The sequence below is a fragment of the uncultured Maricaulis sp. genome, assembly GCF_947259345.1.
GTDB lineage: Bacteria > Pseudomonadota > Alphaproteobacteria > Caulobacterales > Maricaulaceae > Maricaulis.
The window spans coordinates 104,186-121,952 of the sequence record NZ_CAMYLS010000013.1; the positions used below are offsets into that span (position 1 = coordinate 104,186).

At 62.8% G+C, this 17,767-nt stretch carries 17 protein-coding genes; 4 read left to right on the forward strand and 13 right to left on the reverse strand.

The genetic code is table 11. The features are described 5' to 3' along the window. The first annotated feature begins 68 nt into the window (after positions 1-68). Complete coding sequence (locus Q0X62_RS06850) at positions 69-536, forward strand: hypothetical protein (protein WP_297733154.1); 468 nt, start codon at positions 69-71, stop codon at positions 534-536. Here Q0X62_RS06850 and Q0X62_RS06855 read toward each other — a convergent pair. From Q0X62_RS06855 to Q0X62_RS06895, 9 genes are all read right to left on the reverse strand, one after another. Continuing rightward, the gene (locus tag Q0X62_RS06855) at positions 523-1,272 is read right to left on the reverse strand and encodes a hypothetical protein (RefSeq protein WP_297733157.1); all 750 of its coding nucleotides are present in this window, start codon (positions 1,270-1,272) and stop codon (positions 523-525) included. The two genes, Q0X62_RS06850 and Q0X62_RS06855, sit on opposite strands and share 14 nt — an antisense overlap. A gap of 130 nt (positions 1,273-1,402) precedes the next feature. After that, positions 1,403-2,359 carry a hypothetical protein gene (locus Q0X62_RS06860; protein ID WP_297733160.1) on the reverse strand — a complete coding sequence of 319 codons (957 nt, stop codon included), beginning with the start codon at positions 2,357-2,359 and terminating at the stop codon, positions 1,403-1,405. A gap of 89 nt (positions 2,360-2,448) precedes the next feature. After that, a complete protein-coding gene (locus Q0X62_RS06865; RefSeq protein WP_297733163.1) occupies positions 2,449-4,455 on the reverse strand; it encodes an acetyl/propionyl/methylcrotonyl-CoA carboxylase subunit alpha in 2,007 nt (668 codons plus the stop codon). 42 nt (positions 4,456-4,497) lie between these two features. Then, entirely contained in the window at positions 4,498-5,295 is a 798-nt protein-coding gene (locus Q0X62_RS06870) for a DUF817 domain-containing protein (protein ID WP_297733166.1), read from the reverse strand. A 72-nt stretch (positions 5,296-5,367) separates the two neighbouring features. Next, positions 5,368-6,162, reverse strand: coding sequence for an enoyl-CoA hydratase-related protein (locus tag Q0X62_RS06875; RefSeq protein ID WP_297733169.1), 795 nt, complete (start codon positions 6,160-6,162; stop codon positions 5,368-5,370). A gap of 200 nt (positions 6,163-6,362) precedes the next feature. Further along, a complete protein-coding gene (locus Q0X62_RS06880; RefSeq protein ID WP_297733172.1) occupies positions 6,363-6,755 on the reverse strand; it encodes a hypothetical protein in 393 nt (130 codons plus the stop codon). 121 nt (positions 6,756-6,876) lie between these two features. Further along, complete coding sequence (locus tag Q0X62_RS06885) at positions 6,877-7,197, reverse strand: hypothetical protein (RefSeq protein WP_297733175.1); 321 nt, start codon at positions 7,195-7,197, stop codon at positions 6,877-6,879. 116 nt (positions 7,198-7,313) lie between these two features. After that, positions 7,314-7,901, reverse strand: coding sequence for an NAD(P)H-dependent oxidoreductase (locus Q0X62_RS06890; RefSeq protein WP_297733178.1), 588 nt, complete (start codon positions 7,899-7,901; stop codon positions 7,314-7,316). An 83-nt stretch (positions 7,902-7,984) separates the two neighbouring features. Continuing rightward, on the reverse strand, positions 7,985-9,592 hold the full coding sequence (locus tag Q0X62_RS06895) for a carboxyl transferase domain-containing protein (RefSeq protein ID WP_297733181.1): 1,608 nt from the start codon (positions 9,590-9,592) through the stop codon (positions 7,985-7,987). Between the two features lie 130 nt (positions 9,593-9,722). Here Q0X62_RS06895 and Q0X62_RS06900 point away from each other — a divergent pair, with 130 nt between their 5' ends. The 3 genes from Q0X62_RS06900 (at position 9,723) to Q0X62_RS06910 (ending at position 13,240) form a co-directional block, all read left to right on the forward strand. Further along, on the forward strand, positions 9,723-10,562 hold the full coding sequence (locus Q0X62_RS06900) for a DUF5694 domain-containing protein (protein WP_297733184.1): 840 nt from the start codon (positions 9,723-9,725) through the stop codon (positions 10,560-10,562). 188 nt (positions 10,563-10,750) lie between these two features. After that, positions 10,751-11,386 carry a hypothetical protein gene (locus tag Q0X62_RS06905; RefSeq protein ID WP_297733187.1) on the forward strand — a complete coding sequence of 212 codons (636 nt, stop codon included), beginning with the start codon at positions 10,751-10,753 and terminating at the stop codon, positions 11,384-11,386. A gap of 99 nt (positions 11,387-11,485) precedes the next feature. After that, positions 11,486-13,240, forward strand: a complete 1,755-nt coding sequence (locus tag Q0X62_RS06910) for a patatin-like phospholipase family protein (protein WP_297733190.1) — start codon at positions 11,486-11,488, stop codon at positions 13,238-13,240. Here Q0X62_RS06910 and Q0X62_RS06915 read toward each other — a convergent pair. From Q0X62_RS06915 to Q0X62_RS06930, 4 genes are all read right to left on the reverse strand, one after another. Next, positions 13,225-13,725 carry a lysozyme inhibitor LprI family protein gene (locus tag Q0X62_RS06915; RefSeq protein WP_297733193.1) on the reverse strand — a complete coding sequence of 167 codons (501 nt, stop codon included), beginning with the start codon at positions 13,723-13,725 and terminating at the stop codon, positions 13,225-13,227. The two genes, Q0X62_RS06910 and Q0X62_RS06915, sit on opposite strands and share 16 nt — an antisense overlap. Before the next feature lie 34 nt (positions 13,726-13,759). Continuing rightward, a complete protein-coding gene (locus Q0X62_RS06920; RefSeq protein ID WP_297733195.1) occupies positions 13,760-14,464 on the reverse strand; it encodes a flavodoxin family protein in 705 nt (234 codons plus the stop codon). Positions 14,465-14,525: 61 nt separating this feature from the next. Continuing rightward, positions 14,526-15,698, reverse strand: a complete 1,173-nt coding sequence (locus Q0X62_RS06925; protein WP_297733198.1) for an isovaleryl-CoA dehydrogenase — start codon at positions 15,696-15,698, stop codon at positions 14,526-14,528. A 78-nt stretch (positions 15,699-15,776) separates the two neighbouring features. After that, complete coding sequence (locus Q0X62_RS06930; protein ID WP_297733201.1) at positions 15,777-17,705, reverse strand: lysozyme; 1,929 nt, start codon at positions 17,703-17,705, stop codon at positions 15,777-15,779. Positions 17,706-17,767 lie beyond the last annotated feature (62 nt).

Below are 17,767 nucleotides of genomic sequence, written 5' to 3' on the forward strand. Positions count from 1 at the left end.
GGGGTCAAAGCGCCAGCGGCGTTCCGGTTTGTCTGGACACGCCCGGCAGCGCTCCGTAAAGGAGTTGCATGGTGCCATCAAATCGATCTTTGCAGACCTATGCACGCCCCGCCTTTGCGGTCATTTGCATACTCCTGCTGATCGCGCCGCTCTTCTTCATCAGCCAGATCATGCTGGATGTGCTGGGACGACCGGAGCTGAGCGCCTTTGGTGTCGAAGGCCAGAACATCCTAACACACACGCCACTCTTCTCGCTGGTCGCACCCTATCTGCGTGTGCCCCTCATCGCTCTGACGCTGATCCTGCTCCTGCGTCGCTCGGACTGGACGGCCATCACCTTCCTGCTCGCAACGCTGATCCACCTGACAAGCTGGATCATCATTCTCGGCAACGCCTATTTCACGCTTCCGACCGGCTATCTCACCCTCGCTCTGGAAGCGGTCGGAATCTATCTGCTCGTCCGATATCCGGAACTGCGCGGGCCGCGCGCCGAAGCGGCGGCCCGGGACAAAGTGCGCGCGGTCAGCGGGCGCTGACAGCCTCGCCCAGAAACTCAATTTCGCTGAAAGCGAGTTCGAAACTCTGGTCGAAGGCTTGAAACGCGGCCGACCCGGAAATGGTCTGACTGAGACGGGTAAGCACTGGCGCCGGCACGCCGTCAACGCGCTGATAGGCCTGGATCATCTCGAAGGCCTGTAACCGAACCGCGAAATGCGGCTTGAAACTCTCCGGTGCCCAGAGCCTCAGCTCGCGCACTTCCGCTGGCGTCCCGCCGATCGTCAAACGACCACGCAAATGCCCGGCGACATCCATGTCATCATCGCCGAGATCAGGCTCGAACTCGAAGACCCAGCCGGAGCCGGTTTCCTCCTGCAGACGCAGGCTGTCCGGCGCGATATCCGCTTCGGCAAATGAGAAGAAGAGCCCGTTGGACACGTCGTCATCCGCCGCATCATCCTCATCATTCCCGTCCTCGGAAAAGCCCTGCCACAAGCCCGCCTGCATATCACTCAGCTCCACTTCGGGCGGCGAGACAAGTTGCCAGCGTTCTCCCTCGGCAAGACTGCCGTCAAAACGGCCGACCAGTTCACCATCGGCGTTGGTGACGCGGAGCGTGAAACGCCAATCTTCCTCGCGGGCGGCAAGCTCGCTATTGGCAAAGGCCTCGGCAAGGACGGGATGGAGCGTCTCCTGGGCATGCGCCGGCGCAAGCGCCAGACCGGCTGTGAGACAGACGGCGCTGGTGGCCGCTCGGACAGATGGAAATTTCATGATGTGTTCCAGACAGGTTGGATGTTTCAACAATCAACCCCCACTGAGATCTCTGCCACAAATACAAAAGCGAGGGGACCGGAAATCCCCTCGCCTTACAACATTGTCATATCGACCAAGCCCGTTCGCTTCAGGCGGTTGCCTCCCGATTGACGAAGCCTTCCGGCGCGTTGGGATCAATGTCGAAGGTCTGTTCAGATTTCGGCATGGGCCGTGACGCCTCTCCGAACAGCTTGATCTTGAGCTTGACGGTATAGGTCAGCATACGCTTCATCAGCGCGCCCAACCCGTCAGTGCGAGTCTCGGTCGGCACGTAACCGAACTGACGCCGCAGCACGCCATTGGCGTAGAGAATGGAGTTCTGCAGGCGCGATTGCGGCGTCGAGATTTCAAACGGGACCGAGACATTGACGCCCGATTGGTTCTCGATCCGGTGCGGACCATGCAGCGGCCAGTTGGCGGCCATGCCGGGATGCAGATCGACCGTGAAGGCATCCTTGTCCCAGGCCGGGTCGAACGGAATGTCTTCGGTCTTGTCGTGATGCAGGACCGCCTCGACATCATCCGTGTTGAGATAGGGCTGGGTGGCCGGATAGGTACGGAAACGCTTCACGCCGCGCATGTGCCACAGCATGGTCTCGGAGACATCGGAATGCAGGAAGACCTGCGCGGTCGGCGAGGAAATCAGGATTCCGGCCTCGGCGTTCAACGGGCGAAATGACGGGTCCGCCTGTTTCATGTCGGCCAGCATGGCGTCATAGATCGGGCGGTATTCCGGATCCTGGTCCATGGCATGTCGCAGATTGATCCACAGCTTGCCCTTGCGGACCGCCTCGATCAGCTCCAGCCCGCTCAGCGCACCGGGATCGCCGGCCCGCCAGCTGTCATGGTCGGTCGCGTCATCACCCATGGTGCAGAAATCGATCATGTCACGCGGGTGACGCTCGATCAGTGCGGCCAGGGCCACATCGGAAAAGGCGTGATGTTCGTGATAGTTGTGACGCACCGTCAGCGGCTGATGGCGAAACTTCTGTTTCGCTTCGTCCGACCAAGTCGACCTGAATTGATCCATATAGGTGTCACGCATTGAACCATCTCCCGTGATGTCCCCCGTGAAGGAGCAAGAGATGTGCCGGTTTCGCGTGTGGGGGGAGTGGGCGTGAGCGCGCCTGGCCTTCAGGCTGCCACCCCCTCCTCCAGCGCCTCGAGCGCAACCAGGATATCGCCTTCGGCCACCTGACCGCCCGTCTCGACCGTCAGCTCGCCGATCACGCCATCCCGCGGCGCGGCCAGGGCGTGTTCCATCTTCATGGCCTCGAGCACGACCAAGGCCTGGCCCTTGGTGACACTGTCACCGGCCTTCACATTGACCGCCAGGACCTTGCCGGGCATGGGCGCCTTGACCACATCGCCGGCTTCCAGCGCATCGGCAGCGGCTTCGGGATTTTCGAACGCGAAGACCGTCGCACGACCACGACACGCAACAAGGACCCCGCCTTCGACAGGCTCGCAGACAGCGTGGAGATCAAGCCCGTTGGCGCGTGCGCCAAAGCTGTAGCCGCGGTCATGGCTTTCAATTGCCAGATCGGTGAGCCGCGTCGTCTCGGTTCCGACAGTAACTTCCATCGCATGGCCGGCCCGTTGCAGCACAACGGTCACGATCTCGCCGCCAACCTCGAAACGATAGCGCAGACGCGGTTCCGAATTGAGCCGCCAGCCATCGGCCGCCTCGAATGGGTCCAGGGCGCCCGCCAGGACCGGGCGCAGATCGAGCGCGCCGAGCAGGGCAAAGGCCGCGTCCACAGGGCGCACGAGCGCGGGAATGAGATCGTCAAGATGGGTCTCGATGAAGCCGGTCGACAGGCGCGCCGCGAGAAATTCCTCGTGCACCGCGGCGCGGCGCAGGAAAGCCGCATTGGTGCGCACCGGATAGACCACCAGCTCGTCGATCATCTCGGCCAGGATATGCGCGGACTCGCTGCGCGTTTCGCCATGGGCGATCAGCTTGGCGATCATCGGGTCATAGTGGAGCGAAACCTCGCCGCCCTCTTCAACACCGGTATCGATGCGGCGGCCGGGACCGGCCTGCGGGAATTCAAGGCGTTCCAGCGGACCGGTCGATGGCAGGAAGCCGGCCACCGGATCCTCGGCGTAGAGACGCGCTTCCATGGCGTGGCCGGACAGTCGGATGCCGTCCTGCTCGGGCACGGAGCCGCCCGCAGCGACTTTCAGCTGCAGCTCGACCAGATCCAGGCCGGTGACCATTTCGGTGACCGGGTGCTCGACCTGGAGACGGGTATTCATCTCCATGAAGAAGAAGCCGTCCTCGCGCAGCGCGCCGGATCCGTCGACGATGAACTCCACCGTTCCGGCACCGACATAGTCGACGGCCTTGGCGGCATTGATGGCGGCCGAACACATGGCCTGACGCACATTCGGGGTCATGCCCGGCGCCGGTGCTTCCTCAATCACTTTCTGATGGCGGCGCTGCAGCGAGCAATCGCGCTCATAAAGATGGATCACACGGCCCCGGCTATCGCCAAAGACCTGGACTTCGATATGGCGCGGATTGGTGATGAATTTCTCGATCAGGACACGGTCATCGCCAAAGCTTTTGGAGCTTTCGCGTTTACAGCTGTCCAGAGCCGCGGCAAAATCGGCGGCCGCATCGACCTTGCGCATGCCCTTGCCGCCACCGCCGGCGACGGCCTTGATCAGAACCGGATAGCCAATCCGGCCCGCTTCCGCGGCGAGATGATCCGGATCCTGGTTTTCGCCGTGATAGCCCGGGGTCACCGGCACGCCGGCCTTTTCCATCAGCGCCTTGGCCTGATCCTTCAAACCCATGGCGCGGATGGCCTCGGGGGACGGACCGACAAAGATGATGTCATTCCGGGCGCAGGCCTCGGCGAAAGCGGCGTTTTCGGACAGGAAGCCATAGCCGGGATGGATCGCATCGGCACCGGTGACAATGGCCGCTTCGATGATCTTGTCGCCCAGAAGATAGCTCTCGGACGCCGGCGCCGGTCCCAGCAAGATCGATTCGTCCGCCTCGCGCACATGCGGCGCGTTGGCATCGGCTTCGGAATAAACGGCGACCGTGCGGATACCCATGCGCTTGGCGGTGCGCATCACCCGGCGGGCAATCTCGCCACGATTGGCGATCAGGAGCGTCTTGATCATGAGCCTGTCATCCCAATGGTCAGTTATGTGGTCAGTTTTCGGTCAGTCCGCGATCCGTGACGGATCCTTGCGCCGGTATTGCACAGCCGCCACCAGCACGAAACTGATGATCATCAGAAGATACCATGAGCCGAGCTTGGCCAGCGAGACCATGTGCCAGCTCACCTCCTGTCCCGGATAGGACCAGGCGCGGGCGAAGGTGCCCAGATTCTCGGCAAACCAGATGAAGAGCGCGACCAGCAGAAAGCCGATCACCAGCGGCATCGGGCGATGGGCCTCGTCGGGACGGAACCAGACCACGCAACGGCCATAGATAACAACCGTCACGATGAAGAGAAGAATGCGGATATCCGGCCCGTAGTGATGCGTGAAAAAATTGGTATAAACCGCTGTCGCCAAAGAGAATTGCAGCCATAAATTCGGGAATCGATCGAATCGGAATTCGAAGATGCGCCAGACCCGCGCGAGATAGGATCCGACCGCCGCATACATGAAGCCGGAGAAGAGCGGCACGCCGGCAATCCGCAGGAAGCTCTCTTCCGGATAGACCCAGCTGCCCGCATAGGTTTTGAAGATTTCCATCACCGTGCCGACGACATGGAAGATGGCGATGACTTTCGCCTCCTCCAGCGTTTCCAGCCGGGTGACCAGCAAGGCGATTTGAAGGCCAAGCGCCGCCAGGGTGATGAAATCATAGCGCGGCAGCGCGCTCTCGGCCGGATACCAGAGAAAGGTCGCCAATAGCAGGGCCAGCATGAGGCCGCCGAACAAGCAGGCCCAAGCCTGCTTGATGCCAAAACTGACGAACTCGAAGACCCCCAGCGTCCAGGGTCCACGCACAAACCAGGCCCGCAACGCCGCGCGGCGTGCGTGCAGGAAGGCGCGCGGGTCGCGGAGGGCGCCCAGCGCGCTCTACTCCGCCCAGACCGGCTTGCGGCGCTCCAGGAAAGCGCTGAGCCCTTCCTTGCCTTCCTCGGAGGCTCGTCGTTTCGCGATGGCCTTGGCGGTGTGCACGGCGAGACCGTGATTGATCTCCTGGCCCGTCACGTCATCCACAAGCTTCTTGGCGTCGGCGACCGCGCCTGGCGCGGCCGAGAAGGCCAGCTTGGCGAGATGTTCTTCCATCAACGCCATCTCGTCCTCATTCTCGACGACATATTGGGCAAGCCCGATCTGGTGCGCGAATGTGCCGTCAAACCCTTCACCCGAAGCGAACAGGGCGCGGGCCCAGCGCGGCCCGATGGCGCGGATGACGAAAGGTGAGATGGTCGCAGGGGTCAGGCCCAGGCGCACTTCGGAGAAGCGGATCTTGGCGTCCTTCATGACAATGCCGACATCGCAGGCCGCCAGCAGGCCGGCCCCGCCGCCCATCGCCGCGCCCTGGACCAGCGCGACCGTCATCTGCGGCAGGTCGTAGAGGCGCTTGAGCATGGTGGCGAGCGCCATCGCATCCTCTTCATTGTCGGCCTCGGTGTAGTGCGCCGCCGCTTTCATCCAGTCGAGATCGGCGCCGGCAGAGAAACTGCCGCCATTGCCACGCAGGAAGACAATACGGACCTCGTCGCCATTGGCGCGCAAGGTCTCGAACGTGTCGGAAAGTTGGGCGATCACTTCGGCGTTGAAAGCGTTGTGCTTGTCGGGCCGGTTCAGCGTGACCACAGCCACGCCGGCCGGGCTGACATCGAGCAGGACGGGGGCGTCGGACATGGGCAGCTCCACAAGCAAGCGGGTCAGGAATTCAATCCCCTAGGCTTAATCCGGTGGCGCGACCGCAACAAGCGGTCACATCACCGCAGCGGCGCGATCACCGTACACGACCCCCAAAGAAAAACGGGCCGTCGGCTTCCCGACAGCCCGTTCTTGCCCCCAGCCCGGCACCGCCCCTACGGCACCGGAAGATCACGCGGTCAGTCGCCGCGGAAGATCAGGCCCTTGATGATCGACAGCACGATGATGGCCAGAAAATAGCCGATCGCCAACGCGCCGAGATAGAGCAGGTACGGCATTTGCGTGAATTGCTGTCCGAAGGCAGCAATGTCGAAATCGCCTGCGCCGCCGCCGCGAACCATCGGCATCACCACATCAACAATGACGTGGATGATCACACCGACCACGGTAAAGATCAGGATGGCCCCGAACTCCCGCATGAGGAGCGCAAGCACCAGGGCGATCACGCCCAGCTGGATACCAAGCGGCATCCAATTCACCACCGTCCCGTCGCCGGCATACGCGACAAGTCCCGGCATGAAAAAGTCTATGGCAGGCTGGATATAGCCCATGATCTGATCAAGAAATTCCATTACGCGGTCCCCTTCCGCCAACAAACGCTGTGCTCACCTTACCCCAAGACAAGAGCGCGGTGTTAACGTTCTAGTGAAACTTTCATCTTGGAAAGCGAGTTCTCCTGACAGGCGAGTTTTGTTAACGCTTTGTGACAACCCGTTTGATCGCGAAAAGAATTCCGATCACCACAAGATAGCCGACGAAAAGCACGCCCACCTCGCGCCAGAAATGCGCTTCCAGCAGCGGCGGCAGATGAAATCCGCCGACGCCGGCGATGACGGGAGCAAGGCTTTCCAACACGATATGAGCAATGACGGCGCCGCCAGCCACAATCGGCAAGCGCGCCCATTTCGACAGGATGAGCGTGGAGACGGCCGCGACCAGAAGCCCGAGCACCGCATTGACCTCGGCAAAGCCTTCACGGGCATAGCCCAGGAATTGTTCCAGAAACTCCGGCACTTGGACCTGCCCCCCCGACAGTCAATCAACAGATCACAAGGTTAACATGATCAGGTCAGATGTCACGCAAACCGTGTTTCCGTGGCGGGCAGGTCAGTGCCAGCACGCGCGACGGCTCAACGCGCCTGGCGCCCCATTCGCCCGACCCGATCCAGCATGGCTTGGCGCCCGGCCGGCCCGCAAGCCCCGATGCCGCCGAGAATGGTATGGCGAACCGGGCTGAAGCCGGACATGGGGAAAATTCCGGACTCCAGGCCCTTCAGGCTGTGGGCACCGAAAAGGAGCCGGTAGGCGAAACCCGGCATGCCCATGGTGACAATGATGCGGACCGATTTGCCGCGCAGCCGCCGCACCGGCCATTTGCTGCTGTCGCCGCCAGTGTCGAGCAGAAAGCCCGCGCGGCCGATCTGCTCCAGGAACGCCTTCAGCCGAGCCGGAATCGTCCCCAGCCAAAGGGGGTAGGCAAGCACGAGATGATCCGCCGCGAGAATTGCCGCCTGAGCCGCAATGATCGCCGCGGCGGGCGGCGTTGCGAATTCAGCCTCGCTCGACAGTATTTCGATCGGCAGGCCCGCGATATCAATCCGCGACACGTCATGCCCCGCGGCCATCGCGCCCTGCGCATAGGCCTCGCAGAGCGCTGCGACAAAGCGTTCCGGCGCGCCGTCGGGATGCCCATTGATGATGCAGACTGATTTTGCCATGACCACACTCCAATTGTGGTTTAGCGCATCCTGGCCTGCTCGGCACCGTGACGGCAGGTCACAGGCGCAATCCGGTCTTTGGGCTACATCCGGAAAATGCCGAACCTGGTCTTCTCGATCGGCGCGTTCAGTGCGGCGGACAGCGACAGGCCCAGCACGCGGCGCGTGTCAGAAGGCGCGATAATCCCGTCATCCCACAGGCGGGCGGTCGAGAAATAGGGATTGCCCTCCGCCTCATAGGCATCACGCACGGGCGCCTTGAAGGCGGCCTCATCCTCAAGCGACCATTCCTCGCCGCGCGCTTCCATGCCGTCGCGCTTGACCGTGGCCAGGACGGCGGCGGCCTGTTCGCCGCCCATGACGGAGATACGGGCATTGGGCCACATGAAGAGGAAGCGCGGGGAGTAGGCGCGGCCGCACATGCCGTAATTACCGGCGCCATAGGAGCCGCCGATGATCACGGTGAATTTCGGCCCGCGATAGGTCGACACGGCAGTGACCAGCTTGGCGCCATCCTTGGCGATGCCGCCCGCCTCGTATTTCGAGCCGACCATGAAGCCGGTGATGTTCTGCAGGAAGACCAGCGGGATACCGCGCTGGGCACAGAGCTCGATGAAGTGTGCGCCCTTCTGGGCACTCTCGGAGAAGAGGATGCCATTATTGGCAATGATGCCGACCGGCATGCCGTAGAGCCGGGCAAAACCGGTGACCAGCGTTTCGCCATAGAGTTTCTTGAACTCGTCGAATTCCGAACCATCCACCAGGCGGGCGATGACTTCGCGGACATCATAGGGCGCGCGAATATCGGCAGGCACGACGCCATCCAGCTCCGACGTATCATAAGCCGGCTCGCGCGGGTCCGCGAGATCGAGATCAATCTGTTTGACCGTATTGAGCGTGCCGACGATCCGCCGCGCCGTGTGCAGGGCGTGCTCGTCATTGGCGGCGTAATGATCGGCCACGCCGGAGACGCGGGCATGGACATCGGCCCCGCCCAGATCCTCGGCCGAGATCACCTCGCCGGTGGCCGCTTTCACCAGCGGCGGACCAGCCAGGAAGATCGTGCCCTGCTTGCGCACGATGACCGTCTCGTCCGACATGGCGGGTACATAGGCGCCGCCCGCCGTGCATGAGCCCATCACCACGGCAATCTGGGGAATGCCCTCGGCCGACATATTGGCCTGATTGTAGAAGATGCGCCCGAAATGGTCGCGATCAGGGAAGACCTCGGCCTGGTGCGGCAGGTTGGCGCCACCGCTATCGACCAGATAAACGCAGGGCAGACGGTTCTGCATGGCGATTTCCTGGGCCCGAAGATGCTTCTTTACGGTCATCGGGTAATAAGCGCCGCCCTTGATGGTGGGGTCATTACAGACCACCATGACTTCGCGCCCGGAGACACGGCCAATGCCGGCAATCATACCGGCGCCGTGGACATTGCCCTCATACATGCCGTTCGCCGCAAGAGCGCCGATCTCGAGGAAGGGCGAACCCGGATCGAGGAGACGTTCGACACGATCCCGCGGCAAGAGCTTGCCCCGCGACAAATGCTTCTCGCGCGAGCGCTCCGAGCCGCCGACCGCCGCAGCTGCCGTGCGGACCTGCAGGTCCGCCACCAGGCCTTCCATGGCTGCCGCATTCTCCTGGAAGCTGGCAGACTGGGTATCGAGCGCGGAAACAATCTTGGTCATGGAGGCCCCGAAAACTGCAATCGTGCTGGCTGATTAACCCGCACACCGCGTTGAACGCAAACAATCATGCATCCGAATCCAACACCTGTCGCATCCTGATGCCTGGAACTGACACTCAGGGGAGAAAATCATGCGCGCCATACTGACCGCCATCAGCCTCATTGCCGGACTCAGCCTGACCCCGCCTGGCCAGGCGCAGGACGCGGACGCGCCGCCGCGCGCCGAAGTCATGGTGCTGGGCACGTTCCATTTCAGCGGTGGCGGCCAGGACATGATCAATCCGGAAGTTGACGACTTCCTTGCCCCGGCGCGGCAGGCCGAGATCGCCGAAGTCCTGGATCGGCTGGAGGCCTTCGCTCCGACCCGGATCGCGGTCGAGTTGATGCCCGTGCATGAGGCGGACTTCAATGCGCGCTATGACGAATACCGGGCCGGCACGCGCGACCTTGGCGTGAATGAGCGCCAGCAGCTCGGCATGCGGCTCGCAGCCCGACTCGGACATGATCGGCTCTATGCGGTCGACGCCGAGGGCGGCATGGATTTCGAGGCCATGATGGCGGCGGCTTCAACCGCCGGACAATCGGCGCTCCTGGCCGAATGGCAAAGCTATATCGGTGAGGTCCAGGCCTATCTCGACGACATGGACTCGCTGGACCGGAGCATTCTCGACCGCATCATTTCGGAAAACTCCGAAGAGACGCGTGAGCTGCACAATCTCTATCTCATCCTGGCCCAGATGGGCGGCGCGGATGATCCGGCCGGCGCCCGCGAAATGACCCGCTGGTGGGGCCGCAACCTGCATATTTTCGCGAATATCGCCCGCATTGCGGAACCAGGCGAGCGTGTCCTCGTTATCTATGGGGCCGGTCACAAGGCCTTGCTGGACGCGTATCTCCAGGGCGCACCGAATATCACATGGGTGGAACCGCTTGATTATCTCGTGACGGATGCCGACGCTGCCACGGAATAGCCCGAAACGGGCCCGACTCTCCTTGGCAGTGAGGACGCAGCCGCGTATGGTTGCGATGTCGAACCGAAGGTCTGGATTCTTAATGAATCCCGTGCCGGGTTAAGATATGATTCAGTCCTCCCTCACAGGCTGATGGGGATCGGGGCCGGAATGCGCTACAGTGTTTCTGCTTCATGTGGGAGGTGCGCATGCGCGTACAAACAGTTGTCATTGCTGCGCTTTTTGCCGCAACAACGGGCCACACCTCGGCTCAGGCCGTCGATGATTCGGCGGCCTGGATTGCGGGAATCAGTGAGGCTGGCGAGGCCTCTGTCCTGCGCTGGCGGGTTAGCACTTCCAATGCCACGAGCGCCCCGGTCCTGATCGGAAGCGACCGGGCCGACCTGTCCGAAATCTCCGCTTTGGCTGGCCAAATTGACGTCCATCCTTTCGGTGACGAATTCTTTCTGTCGGCCGGAACCATCTCGCCGCGCGGCGACCGAGCCATCCCGGCCTGGATGCGCCAGGCGAATGCGCCGGCGTGGTCAGCCTTCCCCCATGCCGAGCTGTCCGAAGAGCTCACGCGCTCCAATCTGGATGCCCTCACCCGTTATTTCGGCGCCGGCATCACCGTGCGGACGATCAATGCGTGGAGCATCACGATGGAAGGCGGCGCCTATTTCCAGGATTCCGGTGAAGATCAGATGATCCTCTTCGATCCGGAGACCGGCGAGCACATGCCGCTTCTCGAGGACCTTGACCGCATCGATGCGGACGCCATTGGCGAAAGCCAATCGCGGACTGTTCGCCCGGTCGGCCACCTTGTCTTGCGTCGACGCTTCTGATCGGCAATCGCCAGGGAGAGCCGCGCGCGGTCCATCCCCCTTTCCCAAGCTCGCCGAGCAGCCCTAGACTGGACGACGATTCAAGTCGTCGGCGGACCCATGCCTCTCAACCTTTCCTTTCTGCCCTTTCTCAACCGGGTCGAGAAATCCGTGCTCGATGCCGTCGAGCACGAGGTCGAATGGTTCTGCCTGCCCGCGGGCAAACTCCTGTTTCGCGAAGGCGATGAGGCGGACGCCATCTACCTCGTGCGCTCGGGCGCCCTGGCCGCCTTCCGCAATGGCGCGCTCGGGCGATCAGACCTGATCGGCTACATCCGGGCGGGCGAGCCCGTCGGCGAGATGTCGATGCTGGACGAAACGCCACACCAGGCCAGCGTCTACGCCCTGCGTGACAGCGAGCTGGTGCGACTGCCGAAGGCCAGTTTCGAACGCCTGACCAACAAACATGCCAGTCTGATGCGGGAATTGTCGCGCATGATGTTGGCCCGGCTTCGTGGCCCGCGTCGGGCCGCGGGATCCGAGCCCAAGGTCTTCGCGCTGATCAGCACCTCGCCCACCATCGATATCGACTATCGGGCCAAGGAACTCGCCGCCACGCTGCAGGGCATGGGCGTGAGCTGCGGTATCGCCGATGAAAGCTGCGCCGACTGGAGCGGCCAGAAACTGGACGTGTTGGAGCAGGAACACGACATCGTCCTGCTCACAGCCCGCTTCTCCGATCCGGCCTGGGCCCGGCGCGCCATGGGTCGGGCGGACCGCATGTGGCTGTTTGCCCGCGCTGATGCACGACCGTCCACGCCGTTGCTGCCCGACGACCCGTCGCCGGCCATGCGACTGAAACTGCTCGACGTCGTCCTTTTGCATCCGGGCGGTGTCAGTGCGGCCTCACGTCCCCAGGACTGGGCCAATGCAGCGGACGCCGCCCGGGTCTTCCACTGGCGCCAGAACCAGCATGTGGCCGATACGGCGCGCCTTGCCCGAACCCTGGCCGGACGCTCGGTCGGCCTGGTGGTCTCCGGCGGCGGTGCCCGTGCCTATGCTCATATGGGCGCCATCCGGGCGCTGCGTGAAGCCGGCATGCCGTTTGATTTTGTCGGCGGCGCCTCGATGGGCGCGATCATTGCTGCGGGGATCGCGCTGGACTGGTCCGATGACGAGCTGGAACGACGCATCCGCAAGGCTTTCGTCGACAGCAACCCGCTCGATGACTGGACATTGCCCGTGGTCTCACTGGCCAAGGGCGAAAAGGTCGATGCGCGCCTGAAGGAACATTTCGGCGATGTCGAGATTGCCGAAATGGTGCGACCCTTCTTCTGCCTGTCCTCCAACCTCGCCAGCGGTCGGCCGCAAGTGCATCGCACTGGCTCATTACGACATGCCCTGCGGGCCTCTATCGCTATCCCGGGCCTGCTGCCGCCTGTCGTCGTTCACGGCCAGATCCTGGTCGACGGAGCGGTCTTCACGAACTTCCCGGCGCGTGAGATGCGCGCATTCCATCGCGGACCGGTGGTCGGCGTCGACGTCACCCGCGCCCAGGGTCTCAATCCGGCCGATTTTGAAAACCCGCCCGGATTCATCGAATGGGTGCGCAAGAACGGGCTGAAATCACCACCACCCATTGCCTCGCTGCTGATGCGCGCGGCGACGATCGGCGTGGCTGATCATCGCGATATCGGCCGCGAGGCCGCCGACTTGCTCATCCTGCCGGAAACCTCGATCGATATCCGCGAATGGGAAAAGTTCGAAGAAGTCCGCGATGCCGGCTATGACGCCGCGCAGGGCATGCTGGCCGGTATCGATGACGAAATGCGGGTCACGCTGGGCCTGAAGGCCGCGCCTCAGAACGGCGGATAGACACGGTCCCAATACATCAGCTCGATCGCGCGCTCGGCCGTCTTGCTGGTCAGGCAGCCCGCTCGCTCGAGCCCTTCCATCGACCCGCCCGCATAAAGACCTGACAGAAAGAGACAATCCTGGTCGCGATGCGCGATCCAGCTACGCTGGGCCTCACGCAGGTTGATGACGGCATCTTCCGGCAGGCTTTCGCGCAAATCCCGGTAGGCTTCATTGAGCCAGCGATCCCAGGCTTCATACTCCTCACCGGCGCACATCATCATGCCGGTCATGGTCTCGCCATTCTCCGACAGCGTCTCACAAGCCGCCCTGTACTCGCCGATACAGGCCCGACGCTCGACCGGGCCAGTCTCGCGATACAAGCAGGCGTCAATCGTGTCATAGGCCGACAGGCGATCCATGCCACCGGGCTGAGCGTCGACATTGTCGCTGGCGCAGGCAGCAAGCAGCGCCCCGGCGATCAGGGTGATTATGCCAGTTTTCATCAGATTGCCTCTCATCGAATCGGTTTTGGGTGCGTTATCGGTATTCCGGATTGGGATGGTCGAACCGGTCACCCTCATCCCAGGCGCGCCGCGAATTTCCTGTCGCCGGCAATCCGCCCGAGCGCTTCAGCAAAGCCGCCAAATGCACCAGATTCCAGCTCATGAAGGTCGTGTTGCGCTGGGTAAAATCATTCTGCGGTCCACCGGAGCCTTCGTCCAGATAGGATGGCCCCGGCCCTGCCTCACCAATCCAGCCCGCATCGGCCTGGGGCGGGATGGTGTAGCCCACATGCTGGAGCGCGTAGAGCACGCTCATGGCGACGTGTTTGATGCCGTCTTCATTGCCGGTCACCAGGCAGCCGCCCACCTTGCCGTAAAAGCCGTACTGACCTTTCTCATTCATGCCGCCGGACTGCGCATAGAGGCGTTCGATAAGGACGCGCGCCACCGAGCTTTCCTCTCCCAGCCAGATCGGTGTGCCGACCACCAGGATATCCGCGGTGTCGATCCGCGCCCAAAGTTCCGGCCAGTCATCGCTCGGCCAGCCATGCCTGGTCATGTCCGGATAGACACCATAGGCGACATCATGATCGACCAGGCGCATGAGATCGGTCGTGACGCCCTGCGCCTCCATGATGGCACGCGAAACAGCCATCAAGCCCTCGGTGTTGGAGGTCTCGGGCGAACGTTTGAGTGTGCAATTCACGAAAACGGCCGTGAGGTCGGCGTAACCAGCCATGAAAAAGGCTCCAGGCAGCAACTGCCCGGAGCCTAGCATGAATGGCGCGCTGACCAGGAGGCTAGTTCGTCTCGTCGAACAATTCCCGGCCGATCAGCCAGCGGCGAATCTCCGACGTACCCGCGCCGATCTCATAGAGCTTTGCGTCACGCAGGAGACGGCCCGTCGGGTATTCATTGATATAGCCATTGCCGCCCAGCAGCTGGATCGCGTCCAGCGCCATCTGGGTCGCGCCCTCGGCGGCATAAAGGATCGCGCCGGCGGCATCCTTGCGCGTGGTCTGGCCCCGGTCACAGGCCTGGGCCACGGCATAGACATAGGCGCGCGTCGCATTCATCCGCACATACATGTCCGCGAGCTTGCCCTGGACGAGCTGGAATTCGCCGATCGATTTTCCGAACTGCTTGCGCTCGCGAATATAGGGCATCACGACGTCCATGCAGGACTGCATGATGCCGACCGGGCCGGAGGCCAGGACGGCGCGCTCATAGTCGAGGCCGGACATCAGGATTTCGACGCCCTTGCCCTCATCACCCATCATGTTCTCGGCCGGCACTTCGCAATCCTCGAAGACCAGCTCACCGGTCTCGGACCCGCGCATGCCCAGCTTGTCGAGCTTTTGGGCGACCGAGAAGCCCTTCATGCCGCGCTCGATGATGAAGGCGGAAATGCCGCGCGAACCGGCGCTGCTATCGGTCTTGGCGTAGACAATCAGCGTATTGGCGGCCGGGGCATTGGTGATCCACATTTTCGAGCCATTGAGCACGAAATGATCACCCTTGCGTTCGGCCTTCAGCTTCATCGAGACAACATCGGACCCGGCACCCGGCTCGGACATGGCCAGCGATCCGACATGCTCGCCGGAAATCAGCTTGGGCAGGTATTTCGTCTTCTGCTCGGCATTGCCCCAGCGCCGCATCTGGTTGACGCAGAGATTGGAGTGGGCGCCGTAGGACAGGCCGACCGATGCCGAGGCGCGGGAGATTTCCTCCATCGCGATGACATGCTCGAGATAGCCCAGCCCGGTGCCGCCATCCTCTTCACCGACGGTGATGCCCAGAAGCCCGAGCTCTCCCATCTTCTGCCAGAGGTCAGCCGGGAAGACATCGGTCTGGTCTATCTCGGCCGCGCGTGGCGCGATCTCGTCACTGGCAAAGGAACGGACAGTGTCACGGATCATTTCGGCCGTGTCACCGAGGTTGAAATCAAGCGAGGGGTATTGGTTCGGTATCATGCCGGGCGATGTATCACGGCCCGCGACCGGGTCAAGAGAGACCGGTGCGGGCCGTGAAACAGAATGGCGCGAAAACGGCTAGTTGCCGGCCTTTTGTTTCAACTTGGACAGCCAAATCGAAGCGAGTTGCCATCCAGCCACAATGACGAGGAAAAATCCCGCGATCGCCATGCCAAAATTCAGCGTCAATTCGCGCTGAGCGATGATGTGATCCCACTCGGCTGCCGCGAGCACGCTACCAAAGCCCGCCAGCAATCCACCGGCGATCAGGACCGCCAGGAAGGTCCACATGCCGTCGTCAGAGCGCGGGCCCGGACGATCTTCCGTCGTATGGACATCAGCAGCCAGGTCACGCGGCGAAAAATCTGCCTCGACATCGGACATCGGGTCTGCACCATCCATCAACGGATCATCACCTGCGAGGGCATCCGTACCGGGTTCGACAGAGTGCGCCGGGTCAGCGGGTTCCCCCTCGACCTCACCCACTGCCCCGACTGCCTCGGCGGGGGCTTCGGCGGGATGCGGGGGCGGCGTATCATCGCCGGAAAGGCTGACGGCACGCTCAATAATTTCCGCAGGCGCCGCGTCGGTACTGGCTTCCAGCTCCTCGCCGGTGACCGTATCCGGTTCGCTTTCAGCGTTCGCGCCAGACGTGGCAGGGGCGCGAACCTCGTCAGTCGGCGCGGGCCGGGCCGCCGCTGTATCGGCCGTTTGCAAACGCCCTTCCATGACGCTGGTCAGGGCGTAGCCCAGGCCCATGCCCTTGGGCAGCTCCATCGCATAATGGTCTGGCAGGGTTGGCGCCATTTCAACGGGGGCAGCATCCGGCGCAAGCGTGGCACCGGTCTCTGATGCCGCGGATTCCGACGCGGCGATCGGCTCGCAATTGGCCAGCACGAAGCCCAGCCCCATGCCGTCCGGTAGATCAAAGGCCGCTATGGGCGCGGCCATCTTCGGGCGCTCCGGCTCGCCATCTGGCTCATCGCAGGCGGCTGGACCGACCGGCGCCTCCTCAAGCGCCGTACCGGTCTCTCCAATCTCCTCGTCCATTCGCGCGATCACGCGATTGGCGGCAGCTTCCGGGTCCGCGTCGGCTGCGGACGGGTCGCCTGGCTGGGCGTCTGTCTCTTCCCCAGCACCGGCCTCGACCGGCGCGATCGCCCCGTCATCAGGGCCTGCGGCTTCTGCCTCATCAGAGGCGGCTGCATCGGACGCGGCTGCATCGGACGCGGCCTCAAGCTCCGCGTCCCCGGGCTCAACAGCTTTGTAGTCCACATCGATCGGGTCGTCGCGCATGTCGGAAACAGCGTCGGCCACCGGTGCCATGGCGGTTTCGGTCAGGTCCTGTCGCACTTCCGGCGGCAATGCCTCCACGGCAGCCAGAATACGGGCAATCTCGTCCTCGGCTTCGCGCCGACGCGCCAACCCGGCATCGGGCGGCGGTGGTGGCGGCGGCAGATCGGAATAGGCTTTTGGCGGTGGCGGCGCTTCATCGCCATCAATCGCGCCCTCCAGCACACGCTCCTCACTGGGATGCTCGACCTTGATGACCAGTTCGACTGACTGGGGCTTGCGGGATTGCCCCGGCTTCGCCGGCATGAGCGCATCGAGGAATAGCGAGCTTTCTGCTTCCCGACGGGCGGATGCGCCATCGCCGAACAAGGCCAGGGCCTCGCCGGCCGCGCGTGCCCGGCCCTCGAACAGATAGCGGGCGACGTCGGACCCCCGGAAGCGGTCGACACCAATATCATGGACAAAGGAGGTCAGCGCATCCCGTTGGCTGCGCGAAAGCGGGCCGGTAATGCTGTCATCAACGACTTCCTCGGCACGCATGACATCATAGATGAGCAGGAGTGCCGCTTCATCTTCAGTCACTTTCACGCCTGCCTTGGCGGCAGCGCGATGACCATAGCCGACAACCCAGCGGCCATCCTCGCTCTGGACTGCCTCAGCTCGGAACGGCTCAAACCGCTTGATCAGTTCGCGGGCAGCCGGAGAAGTTTTCAATCGCGGTTTCATGCGTGTTCCGTTTCAGGACAGCGCGTCAAGGAATGACCGGTCCTCTGCAA